This is a genomic window from Streptomyces sp. NPDC046335 (assembly GCF_055587985.1).
Map to the genome: position 1 here is coordinate 13815 of NZ_JBVJFF010000004.1, position 22840 is coordinate 36654.

Annotated in this window: 22 protein-coding genes; 11 read left to right on the forward strand and 11 right to left on the reverse strand. The window is 73.0% G+C overall.

What is annotated here, in order from left to right:
* Positions 1 to 54: 54 nt before the first annotated feature.
* Together ACZ6JY_RS09490 and ACZ6JY_RS09495 are read left to right on the forward strand one after the other, a co-directional pair.
* Entirely contained in the window at positions 55 to 951 is an 897-nt protein-coding gene (locus tag ACZ6JY_RS09490; protein ID WP_469193957.1) for an MEDS domain-containing protein, read from the forward strand.
* Positions 948 to 1919 carry an anti-sigma factor RsbA family regulatory protein gene (locus tag ACZ6JY_RS09495; protein ID WP_469193959.1) on the forward strand — a complete coding sequence of 324 codons (972 nt, stop codon included), beginning with the start codon at positions 948 to 950 and terminating at the stop codon, positions 1917 to 1919. Before ACZ6JY_RS09490 ends, ACZ6JY_RS09495 begins: the two co-directional genes overlap by 4 nt.
* Positions 1920 to 1941: 22 nt before the next feature.
* On the opposite strand, the gene ACZ6JY_RS09500 is transcribed toward ACZ6JY_RS09495, so the two are convergent.
* From ACZ6JY_RS09500 to ACZ6JY_RS09510, 3 genes are all read right to left on the reverse strand, one after another.
* Positions 1942 to 3501, reverse strand: a complete 1560-nt coding sequence (locus tag ACZ6JY_RS09500; RefSeq protein ID WP_469193961.1) for an FAD-dependent oxidoreductase — start codon at positions 3499 to 3501, stop codon at positions 1942 to 1944.
* Positions 3502 to 3540: 39 nt separating this feature from the next.
* Positions 3541 to 5577, reverse strand: a complete 2037-nt coding sequence (locus tag ACZ6JY_RS09505; RefSeq protein WP_469193963.1) for a CocE/NonD family hydrolase — start codon at positions 5575 to 5577, stop codon at positions 3541 to 3543.
* Positions 5578 to 5656: 79 nt separating this feature from the next.
* Positions 5657 to 6910: an ATP-grasp domain-containing protein gene (locus ACZ6JY_RS09510; RefSeq protein ID WP_469194993.1), complete on the reverse strand. Its 1254-nt coding sequence runs from the start codon at positions 6908 to 6910 to the stop codon at positions 5657 to 5659.
* A 171-nt stretch (positions 6911 to 7081) separates the two neighbouring features.
* Here ACZ6JY_RS09510 and ACZ6JY_RS09515 point away from each other — a divergent pair, with 171 nt between their 5' ends.
* A complete protein-coding gene (locus ACZ6JY_RS09515; RefSeq protein WP_469193965.1) occupies positions 7082 to 7744 on the forward strand; it encodes an endonuclease in 663 nt (220 codons plus the stop codon).
* Positions 7745 to 7757: 13 nt separating this feature from the next.
* Here ACZ6JY_RS09515 and ACZ6JY_RS09520 read toward each other — a convergent pair whose 3' ends face one another.
* The 3 genes from ACZ6JY_RS09520 to ACZ6JY_RS09530 form a co-directional block, all read right to left on the reverse strand.
* Complete coding sequence (locus tag ACZ6JY_RS09520; RefSeq protein WP_469194995.1) at positions 7758 to 9146, reverse strand: vWA domain-containing protein; 1389 nt, start codon at positions 9144 to 9146, stop codon at positions 7758 to 7760.
* A gap of 5 nt (positions 9147 to 9151) precedes the next feature.
* Complete coding sequence (locus ACZ6JY_RS09525; RefSeq protein WP_469193967.1) at positions 9152 to 10036, reverse strand: AAA family ATPase; 885 nt, start codon at positions 10034 to 10036, stop codon at positions 9152 to 9154.
* 152 nt (positions 10037 to 10188) lie between these two features.
* Positions 10189 to 10629, reverse strand: a complete 441-nt coding sequence (locus ACZ6JY_RS09530; RefSeq protein WP_469193969.1) for a nitroreductase family deazaflavin-dependent oxidoreductase — start codon at positions 10627 to 10629, stop codon at positions 10189 to 10191.
* Positions 10630 to 10738: 109 nt separating this feature from the next.
* Between ACZ6JY_RS09530 and ACZ6JY_RS09535 the strand changes: the two genes are divergently transcribed.
* Positions 10739 to 11815, forward strand: coding sequence for a PucR family transcriptional regulator (locus ACZ6JY_RS09535; protein ID WP_469193971.1), 1077 nt, complete (start codon positions 10739 to 10741; stop codon positions 11813 to 11815).
* On the opposite strand, the gene ACZ6JY_RS09540 is transcribed toward ACZ6JY_RS09535, so the two are convergent.
* Both ACZ6JY_RS09540 and ACZ6JY_RS09545 read right to left on the reverse strand, forming a co-directional pair.
* The gene (locus ACZ6JY_RS09540; RefSeq protein ID WP_469193973.1) at positions 11812 to 12222 is read right to left on the reverse strand and encodes a CoA-binding protein; all 411 of its coding nucleotides are present in this window, start codon (positions 12220 to 12222) and stop codon (positions 11812 to 11814) included. The genes ACZ6JY_RS09535 and ACZ6JY_RS09540 overlap by 4 nt on opposite strands.
* A 51-nt stretch (positions 12223 to 12273) precedes the next feature.
* A complete protein-coding gene (locus tag ACZ6JY_RS09545; protein ID WP_469193975.1) occupies positions 12274 to 12849 on the reverse strand; it encodes a TerD family protein in 576 nt (191 codons plus the stop codon).
* Positions 12850 to 12988: 139 nt separating this feature from the next.
* On the opposite strand from ACZ6JY_RS09545, the gene ACZ6JY_RS09550 reads away from it, so the two are divergent.
* Positions 12989 to 13396, forward strand: coding sequence for a BlaI/MecI/CopY family transcriptional regulator (locus ACZ6JY_RS09550; protein ID WP_469193977.1), 408 nt, complete (start codon positions 12989 to 12991; stop codon positions 13394 to 13396).
* 23 nt (positions 13397 to 13419) lie between these two features.
* Positions 13420 to 14352, forward strand: a complete 933-nt coding sequence (locus tag ACZ6JY_RS09555; protein WP_469193979.1) for a M56 family metallopeptidase — start codon at positions 13420 to 13422, stop codon at positions 14350 to 14352.
* Between the two features lie 24 nt (positions 14353 to 14376).
* Here ACZ6JY_RS09555 and ACZ6JY_RS09560 read toward each other — a convergent pair whose 3' ends face one another.
* Positions 14377 to 14832, reverse strand: coding sequence for a tellurite resistance TerB family protein (locus ACZ6JY_RS09560; RefSeq protein ID WP_447035371.1), 456 nt, complete (start codon positions 14830 to 14832; stop codon positions 14377 to 14379).
* Positions 14833 to 14982: 150 nt separating this feature from the next.
* Between ACZ6JY_RS09560 and ACZ6JY_RS09565 the strand changes: the two genes are divergently transcribed.
* Positions 14983 to 15666: a transcriptional regulator gene (locus tag ACZ6JY_RS09565; protein WP_469193981.1), complete on the forward strand. Its 684-nt coding sequence runs from the start codon at positions 14983 to 14985 to the stop codon at positions 15664 to 15666.
* A gap of 117 nt (positions 15667 to 15783) precedes the next feature.
* Here the strand turns inward: ACZ6JY_RS09565 and ACZ6JY_RS09570 are convergent, their stop codons facing one another.
* Entirely contained in the window at positions 15784 to 16449 is a 666-nt protein-coding gene (locus ACZ6JY_RS09570) for a 4'-phosphopantetheinyl transferase family protein (RefSeq protein WP_469194997.1), read from the reverse strand.
* A gap of 160 nt (positions 16450 to 16609) precedes the next feature.
* Between ACZ6JY_RS09570 and ACZ6JY_RS09575 the strand changes: the two genes are divergently transcribed.
* From ACZ6JY_RS09575 to ACZ6JY_RS09585, 3 genes are all read left to right on the forward strand, one after another.
* Positions 16610 to 17236 (forward strand): YigZ family protein, encoded by a 627-nt coding sequence (locus ACZ6JY_RS09575; protein ID WP_469193983.1) that lies wholly within the window; start codon positions 16610 to 16612, stop codon positions 17234 to 17236.
* A 95-nt stretch (positions 17237 to 17331) separates the two neighbouring features.
* The gene (locus tag ACZ6JY_RS09580) at positions 17332 to 18495 is read left to right on the forward strand and encodes an exonuclease SbcCD subunit D (protein WP_469193985.1); all 1164 of its coding nucleotides are present in this window, start codon (positions 17332 to 17334) and stop codon (positions 18493 to 18495) included.
* On the forward strand, positions 18492 to 21551 hold the full coding sequence (locus ACZ6JY_RS09585; protein ID WP_469193987.1) for an AAA family ATPase: 3060 nt from the start codon (positions 18492 to 18494) through the stop codon (positions 21549 to 21551). The genes ACZ6JY_RS09580 and ACZ6JY_RS09585 overlap by 4 nt, the downstream gene beginning before the upstream one ends.
* A 12-nt stretch (positions 21552 to 21563) precedes the next feature.
* On the opposite strand, the gene ACZ6JY_RS09590 is transcribed toward ACZ6JY_RS09585, so the two are convergent.
* Entirely contained in the window at positions 21564 to 22010 is a 447-nt protein-coding gene (locus tag ACZ6JY_RS09590) for an Lrp/AsnC family transcriptional regulator (protein WP_198501875.1), read from the reverse strand.
* Between the two features lie 93 nt (positions 22011 to 22103).
* Between ACZ6JY_RS09590 and ACZ6JY_RS09595 the strand changes: the two genes are divergently transcribed.
* On the forward strand, positions 22104 to 22679 hold the full coding sequence (locus tag ACZ6JY_RS09595) for a rhodanese-like domain-containing protein (RefSeq protein WP_469193989.1): 576 nt from the start codon (positions 22104 to 22106) through the stop codon (positions 22677 to 22679).
* Positions 22680 to 22840: the final 161 nt, after the last annotated feature.

Genomic DNA, 22840 nt, shown 5'->3' on the forward strand with positions numbered 1-22840 from the left:
GGCCACACCGGGTAGCGGTGCGGCAGTGGCGCGCACCGGAGGGGGTGCATGGGGATGGACACCGCTCCCGCCCTGCTTGCGGTGGGGGAGATGCGGCCGGGGGACCATCTCTTCCACGGCTACGAAACGGAAGAGGAACGCGAGGCGGTGCTCGCCGCCTTCCTCGTGGACGGCCTCGCGAGCGGCCAGGGCGGACTGCTCCTGACCTCGGCCCAGGCGCCCCCCGACCTGCGGGAACGGTTGCGGCGCCAGGGCCACGACGTGCCCGACGCACTCGCCCGCGGCAGGCTGCGGACGAAGTCCCTGCGGAGCGCGGAAGCGGAAGCGGACCCGGACGACCTCGGCGAGCTGGTGTGCCGCGAGGCCGAGAGCGCGGTCTCCGGCGGTCTCCTCGGCCTGCGCGTCGTCATGGAGGCATCCCCGCGGCGGGACGCGCGGGCGCCCGGAGGGCTCGGCGACGCCGAGAAGCTCCTCGACCCCGTCTTCCAGGTGCTGCCGGTGGTCGGCCTGTGCCAGTACGACCGCCGCGCCTTCGACCCGCCCGAACTGGCCGCACTCGACGCCCTGCACCACGGCAGGGCGGTCGCCGACGACGTCTGGCAGGACGAACTGCTGCGCATCACCCGCACGTTCACCCCGCCGGGCCTCGCCCTGCGCGGCGAGGTGGACGACAGCAACCTCATCGCGGTGGCCCGCGCCCTGCGCGCCGAGACCGAGCGGGCCGCGGGGCGGGCGGAGGCACCACACCGCACCCGCGTCGACCTGCGCGAGCTGACCTTCATCGACGTCTGCGCGCTGCGCCTGTTCGTCTTCACCGGGCTGAGCCTCCACGCGCTGGGCGGCGGCATGGTCCTCGACGGCGTGGCCCCCCATGTGCGCAGAGTCCTGCGCGTCACCGGCTGGGACCGCGTGCCCGGCCTCTTCACGGGAAAGGGGCGTGAGGGGGCATGACGAGCCTCGGCTTCGTCCACCAGGCACTGTCCTACGCCTCGGACGACGCGTTCCTCTCCGGCACGGCAGGCTTCGTCAGGGACGGCCTCGCGGCGGACGACGTGGTGCTTGCCGTCGTCGCGTCCCGCAACATCACGCTGCTGCGGGACGCCCTCGGCGGCGCCGCGCGGGACGTGGACTTCTTCGACGCCCTGGACTGGTACCACTATCCCTCCCGCACCCTCGGCAAGTACCACGACTACTGCACCGCGCGGGAGGAGGGCGGCGCCCGCCGGATCCGCGTCATCGGGGAACCGGTGTGGACCGGCCGCACGGCCGTCGAGACCCGCGAGTGGATCCGCTACGAGTCGGTGGTCAACGCCGCGTTCGCCGACTCGGGCCACTGGATCGTCTGCCCCTACGACGCCCGGGTGCTCCCCGCCGACGTGCTCGACACCGTCGGGCGCACCCACCCGGAGGTGACGTCGGGGGCCGCCGCGCCGGAGCCGAGCGGCCGGTACGCGGACCCGGCCGACTTCTACGCCGAGTGCTCCGAACTCGCCCGCGCGTCGGCGGACCCGCTCGCCTCCTCCGCCACACCGCGCGCGGTCACCTTCACCCGCGGGGAGTCGGTCGCCGCCCGTCTGGCCGTCGCCGAGTACGCCCGGCGCTGCGGCATCGCGGAGGACCGCGCGCGGGACATGGTCGCGGCCGTCCACGAGGCGGTGGTCAACGCCGTCCGCTTCGGGGGCGGCGGCGGAGTGCTGCGGCTGCTCAGCGACTCCGACTGGGTGGTCTGCGAGGTCGCCGACAGCGGCGGCGGACGCACCGCCCCCTCCCTGCGGGGCACGGGCTTCCTCGGCCATGTCCCGCCCGACCCGCACGCCCCGAAGGGCCACGGCTTGTGGGTCGTACGGCAGTTGAGTGACCTGGTCACCGAGGACTTCGACGGCGAGGGAGCGGTCCTGCGGCTGCACTTCCGCCGCTGAGGCCTCCTGGAGCGGCGTGTCTCTATGAGCCGGGCAGCTCCCGGCGCTCCAGGGGACGGGTCGCCGGCCCCTGGAGCACCGAACCGTCGGTGGCGAAGCGGGAGCCGTGGCAGGGGCACTCCCACGTGGTCTCCGCCTCGTTGAAGGCGACCAGGCAGCCGAGGTGGGTGCAGCGGGCGGAGACGGCGTGCAGCGCGCCGCCCTCGTCACGGTGGACCGCGCAGCGGCTCCCCTCGACCCGCACCACCGCTCCCGAACCTGCGGGGATCTCGTCCACGGAGTCCACATGCGAGGACTTGAGGCGGTCGCCCACGAAGTGCTTGGCCACCTCGGCCTGCTGGCCGAGCAGCGCAGGAGCCTCCCGCACGGTGCTCAGCAGCCGGCGCGGGTCGTACAGGTCCGACCAGGGGGACTTCTCCCCGTCGATCAGCCGGGCGAGCAGCATGCCCGCCATGACGCCGTTGCTCATGCCCCAGCCGCCGAACCCCGCGGCCACGTACGTGTTGCGGGCGCCGGGGTGGAAGGGGCCGACCATGGGGACGCCGTCGGTCGCGGAGTTGTCCTGGGCGGCCCAGCGGTAGACAGTCTCCCCGACGTCGAAGCGCTCCCGCATCCACGTGTCGAGGGCCCGGAACCCGGCCGCGGCGTCGCCGGTGCCCGGGGTGAAGCCCTCGCCCGTGACGATCAGCAGCCGCCCGCCGTCCCCGTACGGAGCGGTGCGCACCGAACGCTTACCCTCGTCCTGGGTGATGTACATGCCCTGCGGGTCCTGTCCGGCGGTGGCCAGCGGCGCGGCGACGACGAGCTCCCGGTTGGCCGAGAGGCGGGCGAAGAGCAGCGCCCGGTCGAACACGGGGTAATGGGTCGCGACGACGACGGCCTTCGCGGTGACCGTGTGCCCCGACTCGGTCGTCACCCGGCAGGGGGCGCCCTCCTTCAGGCCGGTCACCCGCGTGCGCTCGTGGATGACACCGCCCCGCGCGCGCAGGTCGTCGGCGAGCGCGAGCAGGTACTTACGAGGATGGAACTGCGCCTGGTCCGCCACGCGCACCGCGCCCGCCACCTCGAAGGGCAGGCCGGTGACCTCCGTGTACTCCGCCGAGAGACCGGCCTCCGCGGCCGCGGCCGCCTCGGCCCGCAGCTCGTCGGTCCCTTCGGGGCGGATGGTGTACGTGTAGGCGGGCGCCCGCTCCAGCTGGCAGTCCACGCCGAGTTCGGCGCTGACGGCGGCCACCCGCTCCACGGCTGCCTGCTGCGAGCTCGCGTACAGGCGGGCGGCCTCGGGCCCGCGGGTGCCGCGGAGCCGCTCGTAGACGAGGGAGTGCAGCGAGGACAGCTTCGCGGTGGTGTAGCCGGTCACCCCGGCGGCGATGCGGTCGGCTTCCAGGACGGCCACGGTCCGGCCCCGGCGGGCCGCCTCCCACGCCGTGCTGAGCCCCGCGACGCCGCCGCCGACCACGGCGACGTCCACCTCGATGTCCTCGGCCAGAGGCGCGTGGGACGTCGCCGGGGCGGTGTCCATCCAGTACGACTCGGGGCGGCCGGGCAGCGGACCGGCGGGAGTGGGGGGCGAGCCAGACATGGGGATCTCCTTGGTATCGGGGGTTCTCGGGGGGCTCCGTCAGAGCCAGTCGCGGGGCACTGTCTCGTTCCACGTACGGGAGAAGACGCGCCGCGCGCCCTCGTAGCCGTCGAGCGTGGCGTCGACGAGGAAGTTCTCCTTGTCGCACCGCAGCACCGTGCGGGTCTCCACGCGCACGTCCCAGTCGCCCCGCCGGAAGGTCACCGTCCAGGCCGACTCACCGCTCACCGACGTGAAGTCCTCCCCGGTGGAGGTGTACCGCTCGAAGGCGCGGCAGCCGACGTCCAGGCCGATCTCCTCGAAGCGCACGACGCCCCGGTCCTTGACGATCTCCAGTGCCGAGTCGTAGTTGACCAGGTCACGCCGGACCTCCCAGCGCTGGTCCGGCGGTGTCAGCCGGGTGGTGGCCAGCGGCTCGGTGCCCTCGGGCTCCTCGAAGGGGCGGTGCGGCGCGTTGTCCGGCTCCGCCACGGGACGCACCGGCAGCCGCAGCGCGCTGGTGCCCTCGTACACGCTGAGCAGGACGGGGCAGGGCGGCGGCCAGGCGAGCGGCCAGTACGACGTGGAGAGGGAGAGCCGGATGCGGTGGCCGGGCGGGAACGACTGCGCCACGCCGTTGAGCTGAAGGGTCGCGCGGTAACGCTTGCCGGGCTCCAGTGGTTGCGGCTCGCCGGTGCCGTCCCTGCGGGTCAGGTTGAGCACGCCGTACGTCACGCGGGTGGCCCGGCCGTCGGGGGCGACATCCGAGAGGCGGGCGGCGACGGTGGCCACCGGCTCGCTGACGGACAGGTCGAGGTCGACGGAGGGCGAGCCGAGGATCTCCAGCGCCTCGGTCAGCTGGGGGGAGTCGAAGACCAGCGAGCCGCCGTCCTCCTCCCGCTGGTCGTAGGGGAGGTCGGGCGGCGCGTTGTAGGAGGCCCACTTGCCGGCGAACTGGCCGACCGACAGTGGTGACTGCACGGTCAGGGCATCGCCGGACTCCGCAGGTTGCGGCACCTCGCCCTGCCGGGTGATGCGGTGGCGCAGCAGGGGGTGGGAGATGTCCTGGATGTGCGGCGAGGGCCACTCCGGTTCGCCGACCCAGCGGCCGGGGCGCTCCTCGTAGGAGGTCGAGGGCGGCACGCTGTCCTGCATCCAGGCCCGCAGCATGGGGCCCTCCATGACGTCGTTGTCCTCGCCCTTGAGCCAGTGGTCCCACCAGCGGACCACTTCCTGGAGATAGCCGATGGCGGGGCCCGGCTCACCCAGGTGCGGGTACTTGTGCGACCAGGGGCCGACGAGGCCCTTGCGCGGCACGTCGAGGTTGCCGAGCAGCCGGGCCACGGCGTTGGAGTAGCCGTCCGCCCAGCCGCTGGAGGCCAGGACGGGGCAGCGTACGTCCGAGTAGTTCTCGCAGACCGAGGCGTGCTGCCAGTACGCGTCGCGGCGCTGGTGGCGCAGCCATTCGAGGACCCAGGGGCGGGTGCCCTCCATGCGCTCGTGCCACATCTCGCGCCAGCGGTCGCCGACCACGGCCGGGTCGGGCGGGCAGGTGCCGTAGGCGAACATGGTGCCCGCCTCGGCGAGGTTGTCGGACAGCATCGCGCCGCCCATGTAGTGCATGTCGTCCGCGTACCGGTCGTCCGTGAACGAGGAGATGACGATCGCCTTCAGGCTCGGCGGCCGCCGAGCGGCGACCTGGAGGGCGGCGAACGCGCCCCACGAGATGCCCATCATGCCGGTGGACCCGTCGCACCAGGGCTGCTCGGCCAGCCAGGCGAGCACCTCCTCGGCGTCGGCCTGCTCCTGCTCCAGGTACTCGTCCTTGAGGACACCCTCGGACTCACCCGTGCCGCGCACGTCCACCCGCACGCACGCGTAGCCGTGTCCTGCGATGTAGGGGTGGTGGATCGAGTCGCGCACGGAACTCAGGTCGCGCTTGCGGTACGGGATGTACTCGAGGACGGCCGGGACGGGCGCGTCGTCCGAGGATGTCGGGCGCCAGACGCGCGCCGACAGACGGGTGCCGTCGGACATCGGGACGACGACGTGTTCTTCCTCTTTGGTCGCGTACGGGAGATTGCCCACGTAACGCATGTGGCCGTGCCATCCTCTCGGTCGACCGTTCCGCCGTCCGGCGGAGCGGTGTGGGGCGGGGCGTGGAGTTCGGGGGGCGCTAGTCGTTGGTGAGGTCGCGCCCGCCCGGCTCCGTGTCGTCGAAGGTGAGGCCGAGGGCCGCCACGCACTGGTCGTACTTGCTCCGCAGCTCCTCCTCACTGTCGCCCCCGGTGGAGATGTGGGCGAGTTCAAAGCTGTAGCTGTCCTGGTGGACGGCGTCGGAGAGCCGCTGGCCGTCCTCGACGAGGACCTCGATGCGCACGTGCCCGATCTCACGCTCGATGCGGTCGAGCTCCTCACGGGTGGGCACGTCATGCACCACACCGTCGGCGAACCAGCGGTAGTACCACTTCGCGGAGGTCGCGCACGGGCCCTGGCCGTGCGGGAACGCGGGGTCCTCGCCGAAGGCGAGACTGACCATGCAGTGGTGGTTGGACATGCCGTCCACGAACCCGAAGAGCTCGGCGTGCGACTGCGAGTGGCGGGGGTTGATCTCCAGCAGGTTCAGCTCGTCATTGCTCGGGTCGTAGAAGTACTCGATGCTGAAGGTCGCCGAGTCCATCCCGATCTGCCGCATCACCCGTTCGGATACGTCGTGCAGCCGGCGCACCACCGGCTCCGGCAGGGTGGAGGGGTACTGGTGGCGCAGGAAGCAGGAGGAGTCCGGATAGTTGATCGAGTCGAGGACGCCGTAGACGGTGACCTCACCCCGGTGGACGTAACCCTCCACGGCGACCTGGACCCCGGACAGAGCCTCCTCCGCGAGACAGACCTGCGCGCCGATGCCCGCCATCTCCTCGGGCACGTCGATCTGGTCGAGGATGTACTCGAAGGGCCGGCCGACCAGGCCGATCCCGTCCTTGATCTTGGCCACCGCGTCCCGGAACTCGTACGGGTCATGGACGCTGTAGGCCAGCTTCGACGAGTACGAGAGCGCCGGCTTGAGCCACATGGGGAAGCGCACGCCCTCCGGGGGCTCCGGCTCCGCCGCCTCCAGGTCGACCCGGCCGAAGCGCGGATGTTCGTCGACCACCTTCTGCTGTTCGAGGCGGCTCCAGTACTTGTGCTCGCACTTGACGACCGACTCCAGGCTGGTGCTGCGGGTGCCGTACCGGTCGCCCAGCATCGCCACCAGCGTGCTGACGGGGAAGTCCCAGTAGCCGACGATCGCGTCGATCTCGCCGTCGAACGCGTCGAGGATCTTCTCCGCCCTCGCCAGGAGCTCCGGTACGGAGACCTCGCCGTGCTGGAGCTCCTCGATCGTGAGCAGCTGATGGAACCGGCAGTCCGCCGCGTGCGGTATGTCCCTCATCGTCGGCAGGTTGGCCTCGTCCAGACCTACGACGAAGACGTTCTTCTGGCGTGCAGCCACGGATGCTCCTTCTCTCGACAGCGTCAGTGGCGCTGAGTACCCGCAGGCCGGAGGCGCACACGTCGGCCATCCTGGGTAAGCGGAACCCACCCTTGACCCGAGAGGAGAGCCGTGGCCGAGCGACGAGACGGGAAACGTGGCGGCAGAGGTGGCGGGGAGAAGGACATCGTCAGGGAGCTCCTCGACGCCGAGGGACGCACCTACGCCGAGGAGGCCGGCATCAAGCTGCGCGACACACCGCAGCCGCTGTACGAGCTCCTGGTCCTCTCCGTCCTGCTGAGCGCGCCGATCCGCGGCAGCGCGGCGGTGGGCGCGGCCAGGGAGCTGTTCGACGCCGGGATGCGCGACGCCCGGCGCATGGCCGACGCGACGTGGCAGGAGCGTGTCGACGCGCTGGGCCGGGGCGGCTACCGGCGCTACGACGAGAGCACCGCCACGCGGCTCGGTGACGGCGCGCTCCTCGTACAGCGGGACTACGGTGGTGATCTGCGCCGGATGCGGGACGAGGCGGGCGCCGACGTGAAGGCCCTGAGCGAGAGCCTGCAACGGGTGCCGGGGATCGGCCCGACGGGCGCGGCCATCTTCCTGCGCGAGGTGCAGCGGGTGTGGCCGCGGGTGGGGCCCTACTTCGGGGACAAGGCGCTGGACGGGGCGCGGCAGCTCGGGCTGCCGGACGATCCGGATGAGCTGACGCGGCTCGCGGGCGACGTGGAGCCCGCCGTCCTGTCGGCCGCGCTGGTCCGGGCCTCGCTGGACAAGTGGCACGGGGGGTAGGCGCGGCTGAGCGTCAGACCGGGAGCAGCCGTGCGATCAGCGCGCCGAGCTGCCGTGCGTTGCGGCATTCGTGCATCTCGACCAGCTCGGCGTACGCGTACGCAGCCGAGTCGCCCGTCGACCACTGCGAGCGCTGCTCGGGGTTGAGCCAGTACACCTGGCGGGCCCGCTCGGCGATGTGCCGCAGCGCGGGGAGGTTGGGGTCGCTCATGTTCGTCCGGGCGTCACCGAGGACGAAGACCGTGGAGCGCGGGCCGACCGCGTCGGCGTACCGCTCCGCGAACTCGCCCAGAGAAGTGCCGTAGTCGCTGCTGCCGTGCCAGCCGGTGACCGCGGCTTCGCCGGCGATGCGGGAGCCGAGGCCCGCCGGGTCCGCCGTCCCGTGCGCGAGCAGCCCCGTCACCTCGTCGACGCGGTTGACGAACGCGAACACGCGCACCTTGCTGAACTGGTCGTGCAGCGCCTGCACCAGCAGCATCGTGAAGTTCGCGAAGCCGGCCACCGAACCGGACACATCGCAGAGCAGCACAAGCTCCGGGCGGCCGGGACGGCGGCGGCGCAGCACGGGCCGCATCGGCACGCCGCCGGTCGACAGGGAGCCGCGCAGGGTTCTGCGCAGGTCGATGGAGCCGTGCGCGGCCCGTCTGCGGCGGGCGGCCAGGCGGGTGGCGAGCCTGCGGGCCAGCGGGTGCACGGTCCTGCGCAGCTCGTCCAGCTGGGCACGGCCCGCCAGCAGGAAGTCGACCCGGTCGGCGGTGGTCGCCACGGCGCGGCGGGCGATCTCCTCGGTGCCGCGCCGCTCGGCGACCCGGCGGCGCGCCTCCGAGCGGACCCGCTCACGGAAGCCCTCGATGCGGCGCCGGACCTCGTCGGCCTCCAGACGGTCCGTGAACGCGGCGTCCCCACCGGATTCCGCGCGCAGAGCGGCGAGCACGCGCGCCAGGAGCGTCTCGGGCCGCAGCCGCTCCAGGGTCTGGTACGAGGACCAGCCGTCGGAGCCACCCTGTCCCGAGCCGTACCCACCGAAGCCGTCGACCGCCTGGGCCGCCAACTGTCCGAGCAGCGCCCGGTCGTCGGCGGCGAGCGCGGCCACCAGGCGCTCGCGCAGCGCCTCGCGGTCCGGCGGGGTGTCCCGGTCCTGCGGGGTGTCCCGGTCCCCGCTGCCGGGGGCGCCGATGCCCAGCGGGAAGTACAGGTCGAAGACTGGGTCGAAGACCGCCCGCTGGCTCTGCTGGTGCAGCAGTGCCGCGGCGAGGCCCTCCCTGACCCGCTCCCTGTCGTCGAGACCAAGGGCCCGCAACGCCTCCGCGGCGTCGACACTCTCGCCGGGGCCGATGCGCAGACCGTGCGAACGCAGCGCCGCCACCAGGCCGGTGAGACGCCGGGGGAGGCCGCCCGCCATGGTGGTCACACGGCGTCCAGGTCCAGCTTCGCGGCCGCCTTCAGCACGTCGTCCTGGTGCTTGAGGACGACGCCGAGGCTGTCACGCACGACGCTCTCGTCCAGTGTGTCCGCGCCGAGGGCGAGCAGCGTGCGCGCCCAGTCGATGGTCTCCGAGACCGAGGGCACCTTGCGCAGGTCCATCGCGCGCAGCGCCCCCACCACCCGCACCACCGACGCGGCGAGCGCCTCGTCGAGGCCGGGCACCTTCATCCGGACGATGCGGCGCTCCAACTCCTCGTCGGGGAAGCCGATGTGCAGGAACAGGCAGCGGCGGCGCAGCGCCTCGGACAGCTCACGGCTGGCGTTGGAGGTCAGGACGACGAACGGGCGGCGCTCCGCCACGATCGTGCCGAGCTCGGGCACCGTCACCTGGAAGTCGCTGAGCACTTCGAGGAGCAGGCCCTCGACCTCGACGTCGGCCTTGTCGGTCTCGTCGATCAGGAGCACCTTCGGCTCGTCGCCGCGGATCGCGGTGAGCAGCGGGCGCGAGAGCAGGAACTCCTCGCTGAAGATGTCGGTGCGTGTCTCGTCCCACGACTCGTCGCGTCCCGCGGTGATGCGGAGCAACTGCTTGGCGTGATTCCACTCGTAGAGCGCGCGGGACTCGTCGACGCCCTCGTAGCACTGGAGCCTGACCAGGCGCGCCCCGGCGACCTGGGCGACGGCCTTCGCCAGCTCCGTCTTGCCGACGCCTGCCGGGCCTTCCACGAGCAGCGGCTTGCCGAGCCGGTCGGCCAGGAAGACGGTGGTGGCGACCGCGGGGGAGGCGAGGTACCCGGTCTCGGCGAGACGGGCCGCGACGTCGTCGACCGACGTGAAGTAACCGGTCGCCGGGGGCTCGGACGTCATGGTGGATTCTCCAGGTGGGTCGTGCGGGCACGAGGGGCCCGCCCCGGCGGCCCGGCGGGTGACGGGGCCGGGCAAGCACCGGGAGGCGGGAACGCCGGGAGGGTCAGGAGTCGAAGGCGTCAGGAGTCGAAGGCGTCAGGACTCGAAGGGCGTCAGGAGTCGAAGGGGGTCAGGATGAAGAGCGGGATCTCGCGGGTGGTCTTCTTCTGGTACTCGGCATAGTCCGGCCAGACCGCGACCGCGCGGTCCCACCAGATCTGCCGCTCCTCGCCGGAGGCTATCCGCGCGCGGTAGTCCTTCTTCTCCGTGCCGTCCTGCACTTCGACGTGGGGTTCGGCGACGAGGTTGTGGTACCAGGACGGGTTCGCCGGGTCGCCGCCCTTGGACGCGACCACCGCGTACTCCCCGTCGTGCTCGACGCGCATCAGGGGGTTCTTGCGCAGCTTGCCGCTCTTGGCGCCGACCGACGTCAGCAGGATCACGGGCTTGCCCATGAGGGCCGTGCCGTCGGTCCCGCCCGAACTCTCGATCAACTCGGCCTGCTTGCTCACCCAGTCCCACGTTCCCGGTTCGTACTCTCCAGTCAGAGGCATGTCCCGTGAACGGCGGGCGCGGGCCGTTCGTTCCTGATCACGGCGCACAGCCCGCACCGCCATGCGCTAAAAAGGGCGGTAACGATTCATCGACACGACGGGGGCGAACATGGCGGGGCACGGCATACCGGACGACTACCTCGACGGCTATGCCGAGATCCTCACCGCGGCCTCCCGGACGGGACGCCGGCTGACCCGCGAGGAGCTGGACTCGCGGCGCGCCCTGGGGGAGCGGGCGGCCGACGCCGGGCACGGCCTGCGCGCCCTGGTCGGCGCGCACCTGGCGGCGACCCGTGACCACTGGCCGCACGGGCGGTCGGACGCCGCCGACAGCGTCCTGGCCGCGGCGGAGCAGGCGGTCGACGCCTTGGCCGAGGGCTACGAACGCGCCCAGCGCCTGGCCGTACGCCAAGAGGAGGCGGCACGCCGGGAGTTCATCGACGACCTGCTGTACGGGCGCAGTGACCTCGGCCTGCTCGCCGAACGCGCGGAGCGCTTCGGCCTGCGCCTCTCCTACGAACACGCGGTCGCCGTCGCGCAGGACCCGCGCGGCTACGAAGAAGGGCACGCCGTCCCCCGTGAGGTCGAGAACGCCCTGATCGGCAGGTTCGGCGACCGGAGCATCCTGCTCACCACCAAGGACGGCCGCCTGGTGTGCGTCGCGCCGGGCGACCAGGCCGAGGTGCTCACCTTCTTCGCCAAGCAGGCGTACGCCGCCACCGACGGCTGCCGCGTCGCCATCGGCCGCCCCCGGCCGGGCCCCGGGGGAGTCGTCCAGTCGTACGAGGAGGCGCTCGGCGCCCTGGACCTCGCGGAGCGCCTGGAGCTCGACGCCCCTGTGCTGCGCGCCGCCGACCTGCTTGTCTACCCCGTCCTCACCCGTGACCGGCAGGCCATGGCCGACTTGGTGCTGCACACGCTGGGCCCGCTGCGGGAGGCCCGCGGCGGGGCCCGCCCGCTCCTGGACACGCTCACCGCGTACTTCGACTCCGGCTGTGTCGCCGCGGAGACGGCCCGCGCCCTGGCCCTGAGCGTGCGCGCGCTGACCTACCGGCTGGAGCGCATCCACAAGCTCACCGGCGCCAACCCGGCCGACCCCGTGCACCGGTACACGCTGCAGACGGCGGTCATCGGGGCGCGCCTGCTCGACTGGCCCGACACCCAGTTCTCGCAGGCAGCTCTCTAGCGGCCGAGACGCGGGATCTCGATGGCGGGGCAGCGGTCCATGACCATGTCCAGGCCGGCCGCGCGCGTGCGGTCGTACGCCGCCTCGTCGATCACGCCGAGCTGGAACCAGACGGCCGCGGCGCCGGCCGCCACCGCCTCGTCGGCGACCGGGCCAGCCAGGGCGCTGTTGACGAAGACGTCGACCACGTCGACCTTGAACGGCACGGCGGCCAGGGACGGATACCCCTGCTCGCCGTGGACCGTCGGGGACTTGGGGTGGATCGGCACGACGCGCTTGCCGAAGCGCTGCAGTACGGCCGCGACGCCGTACGCCGCGCGGTCGCGGTTGTCGGACAGGCCCACGACCGCCCAGGTGTCCCCGTGCTCCGTCAGGATCCTGCGTACCGTCTCCTGGTCGCCGTACATACCTGCCTCCTCGGTGAAGTGCGGCCGGGCGGCCGCCCGGGCCGCCGTCGGTCAGACGTTCACGCCGAAGTCCGACGCGATGCCTCGCAGCCCGCTGGCATAACCCTGGCCGACCGCGCGGAATTTCCACTCCGCACCGTGCCGGTAGAGCTCGCCGAAGACCATGGCGGTCTCCGTGGAGGCGTCCTCGGAGAGGTCGTAGCGCGCGATCTCGGCGCCGTCCGCCTGGTTGACCACGCGGATGAAGGCGTTGCGGACCTGGCCGAAGCTCTGGCCGCGGTTCTCGGCGTCGTGGATGGAGACCGGGAAGACGATCCTGTCGATGTCGGCGGGCACCTGCGCGAGGTTCACCTTCACGGCCTCGTCGTCGCCCTCGCCCTCACCGGTGAGGTTGTCGCCGGTGTGCTCGACCGAGCCGTCCGGGCTCGTCAGGTTGTTGTAGAAGATGAAGTGCTGGTCGGAGACGACCTTGCCGGACGCGTCACAGAGCAGTGCGCTGGCGTCCAGATCATGGTCCGTGCCCGTCGTGGTGCGCACGTCCCAGCCCAGACCGACCAGTACGGCGGTGAGGCCGGGGGCCTCCTTGCTGAGCGAGACGTTGCCGCCCTTGGCCAGGGAAACTCCCACGATGTCCTCCTGAGGTATGAGTACGAATGAGTCGGTCCATCAAAAACTACAGGACTGTAGAAGACGGATGTTCGGTGGCGGGCCGTTACGATGTGGCGCGCTCCCCGCGGAGCATGACAAGGGCTGGAGGGAGCCGGGCATGAAGCATGACGACGAGCACGGGCAGCGGCAGCCACGGCTGCGCCGCCGCGCGCAGGGCGAACTGGAACAACAGGTGCTCGCCGCGCTGCACGCCGCGCAGGAGCCGGTCAGCGCCGCCTGGGTGCAGGAGCGGATCGGCGGTGATCTCGCCTACACGACGGTGATGACCATCCTGACCCGTCTGCTCGCCAAGGACGTGGTGACCAGGGAACGCGCGGGCCGCTCCTTCGCCTGGTCGTCCGCGTCCGACGAGGCGGGGCTCGCCGCCTTCCGCATGCGCAAGGTGCTCGACGGGGAGAGTGACCGCGAGGCGGTCCTCGCCAGCTTCGTCACCACGCTGACGCCCGACGACGAGCAGCTCCTGCGCGACCTGCTCGGCCGGGCGGACGCCGAAGCGGACGACTGACGCCCGAAGGGGGCTCTTCTCTGATGGGCGTCTTCGTCTTCCTGCCACTGGTGCTGCCGCTGACCGCTTGGCCGGTCGCCCGCCTCGCCGAGCAGCATCTGCACCCGCGCGCCGCCACGCGCGTGCTCACCGCCGTCGCCGGTGTGATGGCCGTGTGCAGCACGCTCTGCCTGGCGCTGCTCATGGTCGTCGGCACCGCCCAGCTTCCCGGCAACCCGCTGCCGGACGGCTGGTCCGACCCCGAGGTGCGGGCCGCCGTCCCCTATGACGAGTTCGCAGGGCGGGCCGCCATCCCCGCCCTGCTCGCCGTCTGCGCGGTCTGCGCCCGCCTGCTGTGGCGGCACGCGCGCGTACGCCGACGGGCGCGCCGCGCGCTGGCGGGGCTGCCCGGCACGTCCGTCGCCGTCCTTCCGGACGAGGCGTCGTACGCCTACGCCCTTCCGTCGCGCGACGGCGGCCGGGTCGTGGTCACCACCGGCATGCTGGCCGAGCTGACGGCGCCGGAGCGGCGCGCGCTCTTCGCCCACGAGCGGGCCCATCTGACCGCACGGCACCACCAGCACCTGCTCGTCACGCAGCTCGCGGCCCGCGCCAACCCGTTCCTGCGGCCGCTGCGCACCTCCGTCGCCTTCACCGCCGAGCGGTGGGCCGACGAGAGCGCGGCCCGCGCCGTCCGGGACCGGCGGACCGTGGCCCGCGCGATCGGCAAGGCCGCCCTGGTCTCGCGGGGTGTGCCCGCGCCGACCCTCGCGGGGCTGGCGGCGCCGGGGCCGGTGCCGCGCCGCGTCGCCGCGCTGCTCGCGCCCGCGCCGGCCGCCCGCATCCGGCCCTCGGTGTTCACCTCGATGGGGCTCGCGCTGTGGTGCGCGGCCTTCGGCACCGCCGTGTCCGCGATGTCCTCGGCGAACTCCGCGGTCACGATGGTCCTCATCCTGCGGGCGGCCACGCCGCTCTGAAAGTCCCCGCGGCCCTCGTGCTTCCTACAGGTCGAACTCGTGCGGCGGCAGGTCGAGCGTGAAGCACGCCTCGCGCACGACGGCCTGCTCGTCCTTGTCGAAGTCACCGTCGGCGCCGCCGATGATGATGCCGATCTGGACGACCGCGCGGGCCTCCGCGGGCTTCTTCTTCGCCTTGGCGACCTCCTGCATGACGCTCACCTTGCCGAACGCGAAGTCGGCGGTGAGCTGGTCCACGTACCCCTCGAAGCGGCGCCTGAGGTCGTCCGCGGGGAAGTTCTGCAGCACTTCGTTCGTCCCGATGAGCTGGGCCACGCGCCGGCGCTCCGAGGGGTCCACGGTGCCGTCGGCTGCGGCCACCAAGGCGCACATGGCCATGCTGGCGTCGCGGAAGGCGCCGCTCTTGAGGTCGTTCTTCTTCGCCATCAGCTGGGTCTGCATCGTCGACGCGGATTCCTTGAGGCGATCCCACAGGGCCATGGAGAACTCCATAAACTATCGGTGTACCAGGGGCGTCGCCACGGTCCACGGCCCACGGAGTGCGGGGGCCGACGACCGCGGCAAGTTCTACAACAGAGTAGAAACTAGCAGTCGAACCGAGAAGTTCCCGCCCAGCGGAAGGTGCGCGTGATGACGCCGACGGCACAAGAGCTCCTGCGGACCACGGCCGCCCGCCTCGCCCTCGACCCAGGAGCGAACCCGCTCGTCCCCCGCGTCGCCGACGGCACGGCGGCGCCGCGCACGCTCGCCGTGCTCGCCCTCGAACAGGGGCACGTCATCCCCGCCGACCGGCGGTCCTTCCAGCACCTGGCCGAGCGTGCGGCCGAGACCAAGGACCCGGAGTCCGCCGCGTTCTTCGAGTCCCTCGCGGACGGCGAGACCCTCGCGGAGGAACGGCTCGCCCCGCTGCTCGACGCCCTTGAGGTCGACGCGGCCGAGAGCGCGACGTACGAACCGCAGGCCGGGTGCCAGGCCTACCCGGCGTACGCGGCCTGGCTCGCGCTGAACGCCGAGCCGGCCGACGTCGTCATCGCCCTCACCGCCAACTTCGCCTCCTGGGGAGCGTGTTGCGCGGTGATCGCCCGCGCGCTGCGCGAGCGGTACGGCCTCCGGGACGAGGCCTGCGGCTTCTTCGACCTGTTCGCCGAGCCCGCGCCGGAGCTGGACCGGCAGGCGCTCGCCGCGGTGCGGGCGGGCCTGGAACGCCGCCGCGTCACGGCGGCACACCTGCGCTACGGCCGTCTCGTGCAGGGCTACGAAGAGATGTTCTGGGCGACGCTCGCAAGCGGGGACAAGGCGCTGCGGGGCAGGTGACGGCAGCCCGGTTTCACCGTCGAGGGGGCGCCGCGCGCGGGGCGATCCGACGGAGACCATCCGCCACACGTGGGCGATCCGACAGAGATCCGCCACGCGCGCGTGCCCGGCATCCGGCTACGTACGCGTGACCGGCAGGACGATCGCCGTGGCCGCGATGCCGTCGCGCACGACCCACTGGCCGGAGAACACCTTCAGCTCGGCGCCCTCCACCACGGGGCCCTCGACGAGCAGCCGCGCGGTGAACGTCCCGTCGATCGCGAGGTCCAGCCGCGCCTCGTCGAAACCCAGCCAGCGGCCGGTGAGCGGGAACCACGTCTTGTAGACGGACTCCTTGGCGCTGAACAGCAGCCGGTCCCAGGGCGTGGCAGGCTGCCGCGCGCCGAGATCCGCGAGCGCGGCACGCTCCGTCTCGTCGGCGACCAGTTCCAGGACCCCGGGGTCACGCAGCGGCTCACCGGGCTCGGCGTCGATGCCGAGCGAGATCACCTGGTCGGCGCGGGCCACGACCGCCGCGCGGTACCCGGCGCAGTGGGTCATGCTGCCGACGACACCGGTCGGCCAGCGCGGCGCGCCCCGCTGCCCCGGCAGGATCGGCGCGGGCGGCACGCCGATGCGGGACAGCGCGGTCCGGGCGCAGTGCCGGACGGTGGTGAATTCGTTGCGCCGCTTGGCCACGGCGTTCGCCACGACTGCCTCCTCCTCCGGGAAGAGGACCGCGTCGGCGCGGTCGTCATGGGTCTCTTCGACGGTGACGGGCACGGCGGCGAGCAGAGAAGCCAAGGGCCCGGAGGACTCCGGGACCGGGCGCACGGATAGCGAGGGTGATGTCACGAGAGATCACCGTACCCGGCGGGCGGCACGCGCGCGTAGCAGATGACCGTACTCCGGAGCGCCACCGCCGGGGTGGGGGCGGCACCGGATGAGCGCATACGCTGGCGTGATGCCGGACGAGTACCGCACAGTGGCCCGCGAGGGCGTGCACGAGACCGAGATCAACCGCTCGCGCTTCCTGTGTGCCCTCGCGCCCGCGGCCACCGAGCGGGAGGCGCAGGACTTCGTGGCGCGCGTCCGCAAGGAGCACCCGACGGCCTCCCACAACTGCTTCGCGTACGTGATCGGGGCCGACGCGGCGGTACAGAGGGCCAGTGACGACGGCGAGCCCGGCGGCACCGCGGGCGTACCGATGCTCCAGATGCTGACGCGCCGCGACATGCGGTACGTCGTGGCGGTGGTGACCCGCTACTACGGCGGCGTCAAGCTCGGCGCGGGCGGTCTCATCCGTGCCTACGGAGGATCGGTCGGCGAGGCGCTCGACGCTCTCGGCACCGTCACCCGCCGCCGTTTCCGCCTCGCCACGGTCACCGTCGACCACCAGCGCGCGGGCAAGGTGCAGAACGATCTGCGCACGGCGGGACGTGAGGTGCGCGACGTCCGCTACGGCGAAGCGGTCACGATCGAGATCGGCCTGCCCGACGCCGACGTGGACGCCTTCAAGGGCTGGCTCGCCGATGTCACCGCAGGAGCCGCGGAGTTCGAACTCGGCGGAGAGGCGTACGGAGACGCCTGACGCGCGGTGCCCCCGAGGATGAGGGGGCCCCGGTCGAGAGCGGATACGGCAGTAGCCGCCCGTGATGTCCGACCCGCCCGTTAGTCTCGGGGATCATGAGGCTGCTGCACACGTCCGACTGGCACCTGGGCCGCTCGTTCCACCGCGTGAACATGCTCGACGCCCAGGCCGCCTTCATCGGTCACCTGGTGACGACCGTCCGCGAGCGCGACGTCGACGCCGTCGTGGTGGCCGGCGACGTGTACGACAGGGCGGTGCCGCCCCTCGCCGCGGTCGAGCTCTTCGACGACGCGCTGCACCGGCTCGCGGAGCTCGGTGTGCCCACGGTGATGATCTCCGGGAACCACGACTCGGCGCGCCGCCTCGGCGTCGGCGCCGGACTCATCGACCGCGCGGGCATACATCTGCGCACCGACCCCGCCGCCTGCGCCGAACCCGTGATCGTCGCCGACGACCACGGGGACGTGGCCTTCTACGGACTGCCCTACCTCGAACCGGCCCTGGTCAAGGACGAGTTCAACGTGGCGAAGGCGGGGCACGAGGCGGTCCTCGGTGCCGCCATGGACCGCGTCCGCGCAGACCTCGCGACCCGCGCGCGCGGCACCCGCTCCGTCGTCCTCGCCCACGCCTTCGTCAGCGGCGGCCGGATCAGCGACAGTGAGCGGGACATCACGGTCGGCGGAGTCGCGGCCGTGCCCTCGGAGGTCTTCGACGGCGTGGACTACGCGGCGCTCGGTCACCTCCACGGCAGCCAGACGCTCGCCGCGCGCGTGCGCTACTCCGGCTCCCCGCTGCCGTACTCCTTCTCCGAGGCCGACCACCGCAAGAGCATGTGGCTCGTCGACATCGGGCCCGAGGGGGACATCGAGGCCGAGCGCGTCGACTGCCCGGTGCCGCGCGCCCTGGCCCGCGTCAGGGGCACACTGGACGAGCTCCTGGAAGATCCGGCCCTCGACCGGCACGAGGAGGCATGGGTCGAGGCCACCCTCACCGACGCGGTGCGGCCCGACGACCCCATGGCCCGGCTCTGCGCGCGCTTCCCGCACACGCTCAGCCTCGTCTTCGACCCGGACCGCGCACCCGACGACCCGGACGTCTCCTACGCCCAGCGGCTGAAGGGCCGCAGCGACGAGCAGATCGCCGACGACTTCGTCGTCCATGTGCGCGGCGCGGGACCCGACGAGGCGGAGCAGGACGTGCTGCGCTCGGCCTTCGACGCGGTCCGTGCCCACGACACGCTGCGTGAGGTCGCCCGATGAGACTCCACCGGCTCCGCCTCACCGCCTTCGGGCCCTTCGGCACCCCGCAGGACATCGACTTCGACGACCTCTCGGCCGCCGGGCTCTTCCTGCTGCACGGCCCGACAGGGGCGGGCAAGACCTCCGTCCTGGACGCCGTCTGCTTCGCGCTGTACGGATCGGTGCCGGGCGACCGGCAGGGCGGCAAGCAGGGCATGACCCTGCGCAGCGACCACGCGCGGACGGGCGCGCGCACGGAGGTCCGCCTCGAACTGACCGTCGCGGGACGTCGCCTGGAGATCACCCGGCAGCCGCCGTGGGAGCGGCCCAAGAAGCGCGGGACGGGCACGACGACGGAGAAGGCGCAGAGCTGGCTGCGCGAGTACGAGGGCGCGCCGGGGGCCGGCGCGGACGGCGGCTGGAAGGACCTCAGCCGCTCCCACCAGGAGATCGGCGAGGAGATCAGCCAACTGCTCGGCATGAGCAAGGAGCAGTTCTGCCAGGTCGTCCTCCTGCCCCAGGGTGACTTCGCACGCTTCCTTCGCGCGGACGCGGAGGCACGCGGAAAGCTGCTCGGGCGGCTCTTCGACACCCACCGCTTCGCCGCCGTCGAACAGCGCCTCGCCGAGCAGCGGCGCACCACGGAGGCCGAGGTCAAGGCGGGCGACGCGGCCCTCCTGGCCGACGCGCACCGCATGCAGCAGGCCGCGGCGGACGACGGCCGGGGCACCGAGCTGCCGCTGCCGGACCTCGCGCCGGGTGATCCGGGCCTCGCGACGGAGGTCCTCGCCTGGGCGGCCGTGGCCCGCGCGGATGCCCGTGAACGCCTGACGGTCGCGCGGTGCGCGCTCACGGCCGCGGAGTCCGCGCAGGCCGCTGCGGACCGCCGGTTCGGTGAGGCTCGGGACCTCGACCAGTTGCAGAGCAGGTTCGCCCAGGCGCGGGAGCGCCTGGCACGGCTGCACGCGCGCGAGGACGAGCTCCACGAGTGGGAGCGGTGCCTGGAGCGGGCACGCAAGGCCGAGACGGTCGCCCCCGCCCTCGACCTGCGCCAGGCCGCCGACGAGGCACACCGCGGAGCCGCGCGGGAGGAGTCACGCACGCGTGCCCGGCTTCCCGAGACGTTCGCCGCCTCCGCGGCGGCCGGGCTCGCCGCCGCCGCACGCAAGGCGGCCGAGGAGCTGGGCGGCCTCGCGTCCGCCCGCCGCGCCGAGCGGCGGCTCGCCGACATCGCGGACGAGCGCACGTCCCTCGACCGCCAGGAGCGCGCCGACGACGAGCTGTCGCAGGACGCGACGGCATGGCTGGACGGCTGGGACGCCACCCGTACGGCACTCCAGGAACGCATCGCCTCCGCCCAGGAAGCCGTGACCCACGCCGAGCGCCTCGCCGGGCGCCTTGAACCCGCCGTGGCCCGCCTTGACGCGGCCCGGCGCCGCGACCGGCTCGCGCAGGACGCGACGGCGGCTCAGGAGCGTGCCCTCGCCGCCCGCGAGCACGCCACCGCCACCCACGAGCGCTGGCTCGACCTCAAGGAGCAGCGCCTCACCGGCATCGCGGCCGAACTGGCCGCGCACCTGACGGACGGCGCCCCGTGCGCGGTCTGCGGGGCGACGGAGCACCCGGCGCCCGCGCGCAAGGGCGCGGGGCACGTGGACCGCGGCGCGGAGGAGGAGGCACTGACCGCCCACCGGGCCGCCGAGGGGTCCCGCACGGCCGCCGAGCGCGCACTGGGCGACGTACGGGAAGCGCTCGCCGCCCAGGCCGCCGCCGCGCGCGGCGGGCAAGGGGGAGAGCCCGACGCGGGCGGGGACCCCGCGGCCGATGAACTGGCCGCCGCCGTCGATGAGTTGCGCCGCTCCCATGCCGAGGCCCGGGACCGTGCCTCCGGGCTGCACGCGGCGCGGGAAGCGCTCGCGCGGGCCGAGGGTGAGTACGACCGCAGGCTGGCCGTACAGCAGGAGGCCGCGCGGAGGGCCGCCTCGCGGGCCACCCTGCGGGACGCCCTCGACCGCGAACAGGAAGGCCTCGCGCAGGAGTTGACCCGCGCGCGTGGGACCACCGGCAGCGTCGCGGCGCGCGCCGCGCAACTGGAGCGGCAGGCCGCGCTGCTCACCGAGGCCGCCGACGCCGCGCGCTCGGCCGACGACACCGCCGAGCGCCTGAAGGACGCGGACGCACGGCTCTCCGACGCGGCCTTCCGCGCCGGTTTCGACACACCGGCGGCCGCGGCCGCCGCGCTGCTCGACGACGTCCGGTACCGCGAGGTCCAGCACCGCATCGACGCCTGGCGGAACGAGGAGGCCGCGGTGCGCTCCGTCCTCGCCGAGCCGGAGACGGCGGCCGCCGCCGAGCGGCCCGCCGTGGACCTGACGGCCGCGCGGACGGCGGCCGAGGACGCGGGGCGGCGGCTGCGGGCCGCCGGTTCCGCGTGCGACGCGGCGGCGCGGCGCTGCGCCGAGCTGGACCGGCTCTCCGCCCGCACGGCCGCGGCCACCCGCGAACTGGCGCCGTTGCGCGCGTCGTACGACCGGGTGGCGCGGCTCGCGGGGCTCGCCGCGGGGACCTCGGCGGAGAACGAACGCAGGATGCGCCTGGAGTCGTACGTACTCGCAGCCAGGCTCGAACAGGTCGCCGCGGCCGCCACGGTCCGGCTGCGGCGGATGTCCTCGGGGCGCTACACCCTCGTCCACTCCGACGACCGCACGGGGCGGGGCCGTTCGGGTCTCGGGCTGCATGTGGTCGACGCGTGGACGGGGCGCGAGCGCGACACGGCGACCCTCTCGGGCGGCGAGACGTTCTTCGCCTCGCTCGCGCTCGCGCTGGGCCTCGCCGACGTGGTCACGGACGAGGCGGGCGGCGTACGGCTGGACACGCTCTTCATCGACGAGGGCTTCGGCAGCCTGGATGACCAGACCCTGGACGAGGTCCTGGACGTCCTCGACTCGCTGCGCGAGCGGGACCGCAGCGTGGGCATCGTCAGCCATGTCGCGGATCTGCGGCGGCGGGTGCACGCGCAACTGGAGGTGGTGAAGGGGCGGGACGGTTCGTCCGTACGGCAGCGGGGCGGGGCCTGAGGCGGCGCCGGCTCAGCGGCCCAGGGGGCGCCTCGGCAGGGGAGAGGAGTAGACGACGCTCGTCGTCACCGACCCCAGGGCGCCGATCCGGCCCGAGACCTCCTCCAGGTGGCTCATCGAGCGTGCGGCGACCTTGATGACGAAACAGTCGTCGCCGGTGACGTGGTGCGCCTCCAGGATCTCGGGGGTCGCCTCGACCAGGTCGTGGAACGGCTTGTAGTTGCCCGTCGGATACCGCAGGCGTACGAAGGCCAGGATCGGAAGCCCGAGGCGTTCCGGGTCGACCACCGCCGCGTAGCCCTGGATGACGCCTGCTTCCTCCAGGCGGCGCACGCGTTCGGTGACGGCGCTGGGCGACATCGAGACGGCGCGCGCCAGTTCGGCGTAGCTGGCGCGGCCCTCGCGCTGGAGGACGTCGAGTATGCGCCAGTCGGTGGCGTCCGTGGAATAGCCGGTCATCTCCGAGGGATAGCAGGGAAACCCCGGCTGATCAAGGGGCAGGCAGGGGATCGCCACTTCAGACTTCGGGTCGGTTACCATAGATTTTCTGCCATGGAGAACACGAACACGCAGGTCAGCGGTGGGTCCACCCGTGCGGTGGGGAAGGGGGACGCGTCCGCCGCGTCGGTCACAACCGCTGTTTCGCTCGCAGCCGCCACGACAGCGGTGAACCCGGTGCTGCGGGTCCCGCCGGCGTCGCCGGCCGCGGCCGCCGCCTACTTCGGCGCGAGCCTCGCCTTCCACGCCGACGTCTCCGACGTGGCGTCCGCGCTCGCCGCCGGCGGCGACCCGGGCTTCGTCGTGATCGACACCCGCTCGACGGCGTCATGGGACCAGGGCCACATACCGGGCGCGATCCACCTGCCCACCGCGCTCATCCCCGAGCAGGCGACGGAACTCCTCGACGCGTCGGTGCCGGTGGTCACCTACTGCTGGGGCCCCGGCTGCAACGGGGCGACCCGCGCCGCCCTGGCCCTCGCCGAGCGGGGCTTCCAGGTCAAGGAGATGCTGGGCGGCTTCGAGTACTGGGCGAGGGAAGGCTTCGCGTTCGAGACCTGGGAGGGCAGGCAGCAAAGCCCCGCGGACCCACTTACGGCACCGGCCGACACAGCGGACTGCGGCTGCTGACGACTACGGGGGGCTGCCGAGGCTGTCGCCGGTCGAGCGCCGGCCGTGCGTGGCCTTGCCGAGGGCCGGCACTGGGTGAGGGCCGCTGTGCATCGCCCCTGACGACGGCTGCCGCTGGGTGAGCGCCGCTGTGCGTGACCTTGCCAAGGCTGTCGCCGGTC

What these genes read in the sequence shown, in the direction of transcription:
- ACZ6JY_RS09490 (WP_469193957.1), top strand. Translation starts at nt 55, where the DNA reads ATGGACACCGCTCCCGCCCTGCTTGCGGTGGGGGAGATGCGGCCGGGG.
- ACZ6JY_RS09495 (WP_469193959.1), top strand. Translation starts at nt 948, where the DNA reads ATGACGAGCCTCGGCTTCGTCCACCAGGCACTGTCCTACGCCTCGGAC.
- ACZ6JY_RS09500 (WP_469193961.1), bottom strand. Translation starts at nt 3,501, where the DNA reads ATGTCTGGCTCGCCCCCCACTCCCGCCGGTCCGCTGCCCGGCCGCCCC.
- ACZ6JY_RS09505 (WP_469193963.1), bottom strand. Translation starts at nt 5,577, where the DNA reads ATGCGTTACGTGGGCAATCTCCCGTACGCGACCAAAGAGGAAGAACAC.
- ACZ6JY_RS09510 (WP_469194993.1), bottom strand. Translation starts at nt 6,910, where the DNA reads ATGAGGGACATACCGCACGCGGCGGACTGCCGGTTCCATCAGCTGCTC.
- ACZ6JY_RS09520 (WP_469194995.1), bottom strand. Translation starts at nt 9,146, where the DNA reads ATGGCGGGCGGCCTCCCCCGGCGTCTCACCGGCCTGGTGGCGGCGCTG.
- ACZ6JY_RS09525 (WP_469193967.1), bottom strand. Translation starts at nt 10,036, where the DNA reads ATGACGTCCGAGCCCCCGGCGACCGGTTACTTCACGTCGGTCGACGAC.
- ACZ6JY_RS09530 (WP_469193969.1), bottom strand. Translation starts at nt 10,629, where the DNA reads ATGCCTCTGACTGGAGAGTACGAACCGGGAACGTGGGACTGGGTGAGC.
- ACZ6JY_RS09535 (WP_469193971.1), top strand. Translation starts at nt 10,739, where the DNA reads ATGGCGGGGCACGGCATACCGGACGACTACCTCGACGGCTATGCCGAG.
- ACZ6JY_RS09540 (WP_469193973.1), bottom strand. Translation starts at nt 12,222, where the DNA reads ATGTACGGCGACCAGGAGACGGTACGCAGGATCCTGACGGAGCACGGG.
- ACZ6JY_RS09550 (WP_469193977.1), top strand. Translation starts at nt 12,989, where the DNA reads ATGAAGCATGACGACGAGCACGGGCAGCGGCAGCCACGGCTGCGCCGC.
- ACZ6JY_RS09555 (WP_469193979.1), top strand. Translation starts at nt 13,420, where the DNA reads ATGGGCGTCTTCGTCTTCCTGCCACTGGTGCTGCCGCTGACCGCTTGG.
- ACZ6JY_RS09560 (WP_447035371.1), bottom strand. Translation starts at nt 14,832, where the DNA reads ATGGCCCTGTGGGATCGCCTCAAGGAATCCGCGTCGACGATGCAGACC.
- ACZ6JY_RS09565 (WP_469193981.1), top strand. Translation starts at nt 14,983, where the DNA reads ATGACGCCGACGGCACAAGAGCTCCTGCGGACCACGGCCGCCCGCCTC.
- ACZ6JY_RS09575 (WP_469193983.1), top strand. Translation starts at nt 16,610, where the DNA reads ATGCCGGACGAGTACCGCACAGTGGCCCGCGAGGGCGTGCACGAGACC.
- ACZ6JY_RS09580 (WP_469193985.1), top strand. Translation starts at nt 17,332, where the DNA reads ATGAGGCTGCTGCACACGTCCGACTGGCACCTGGGCCGCTCGTTCCAC.
- ACZ6JY_RS09585 (WP_469193987.1), top strand. Translation starts at nt 18,492, where the DNA reads ATGAGACTCCACCGGCTCCGCCTCACCGCCTTCGGGCCCTTCGGCACC.
- ACZ6JY_RS09590 (WP_198501875.1), bottom strand. Translation starts at nt 22,010, where the DNA reads ATGACCGGCTATTCCACGGACGCCACCGACTGGCGCATACTCGACGTC.
- ACZ6JY_RS09595 (WP_469193989.1), top strand. Translation starts at nt 22,104, where the DNA reads ATGGAGAACACGAACACGCAGGTCAGCGGTGGGTCCACCCGTGCGGTG.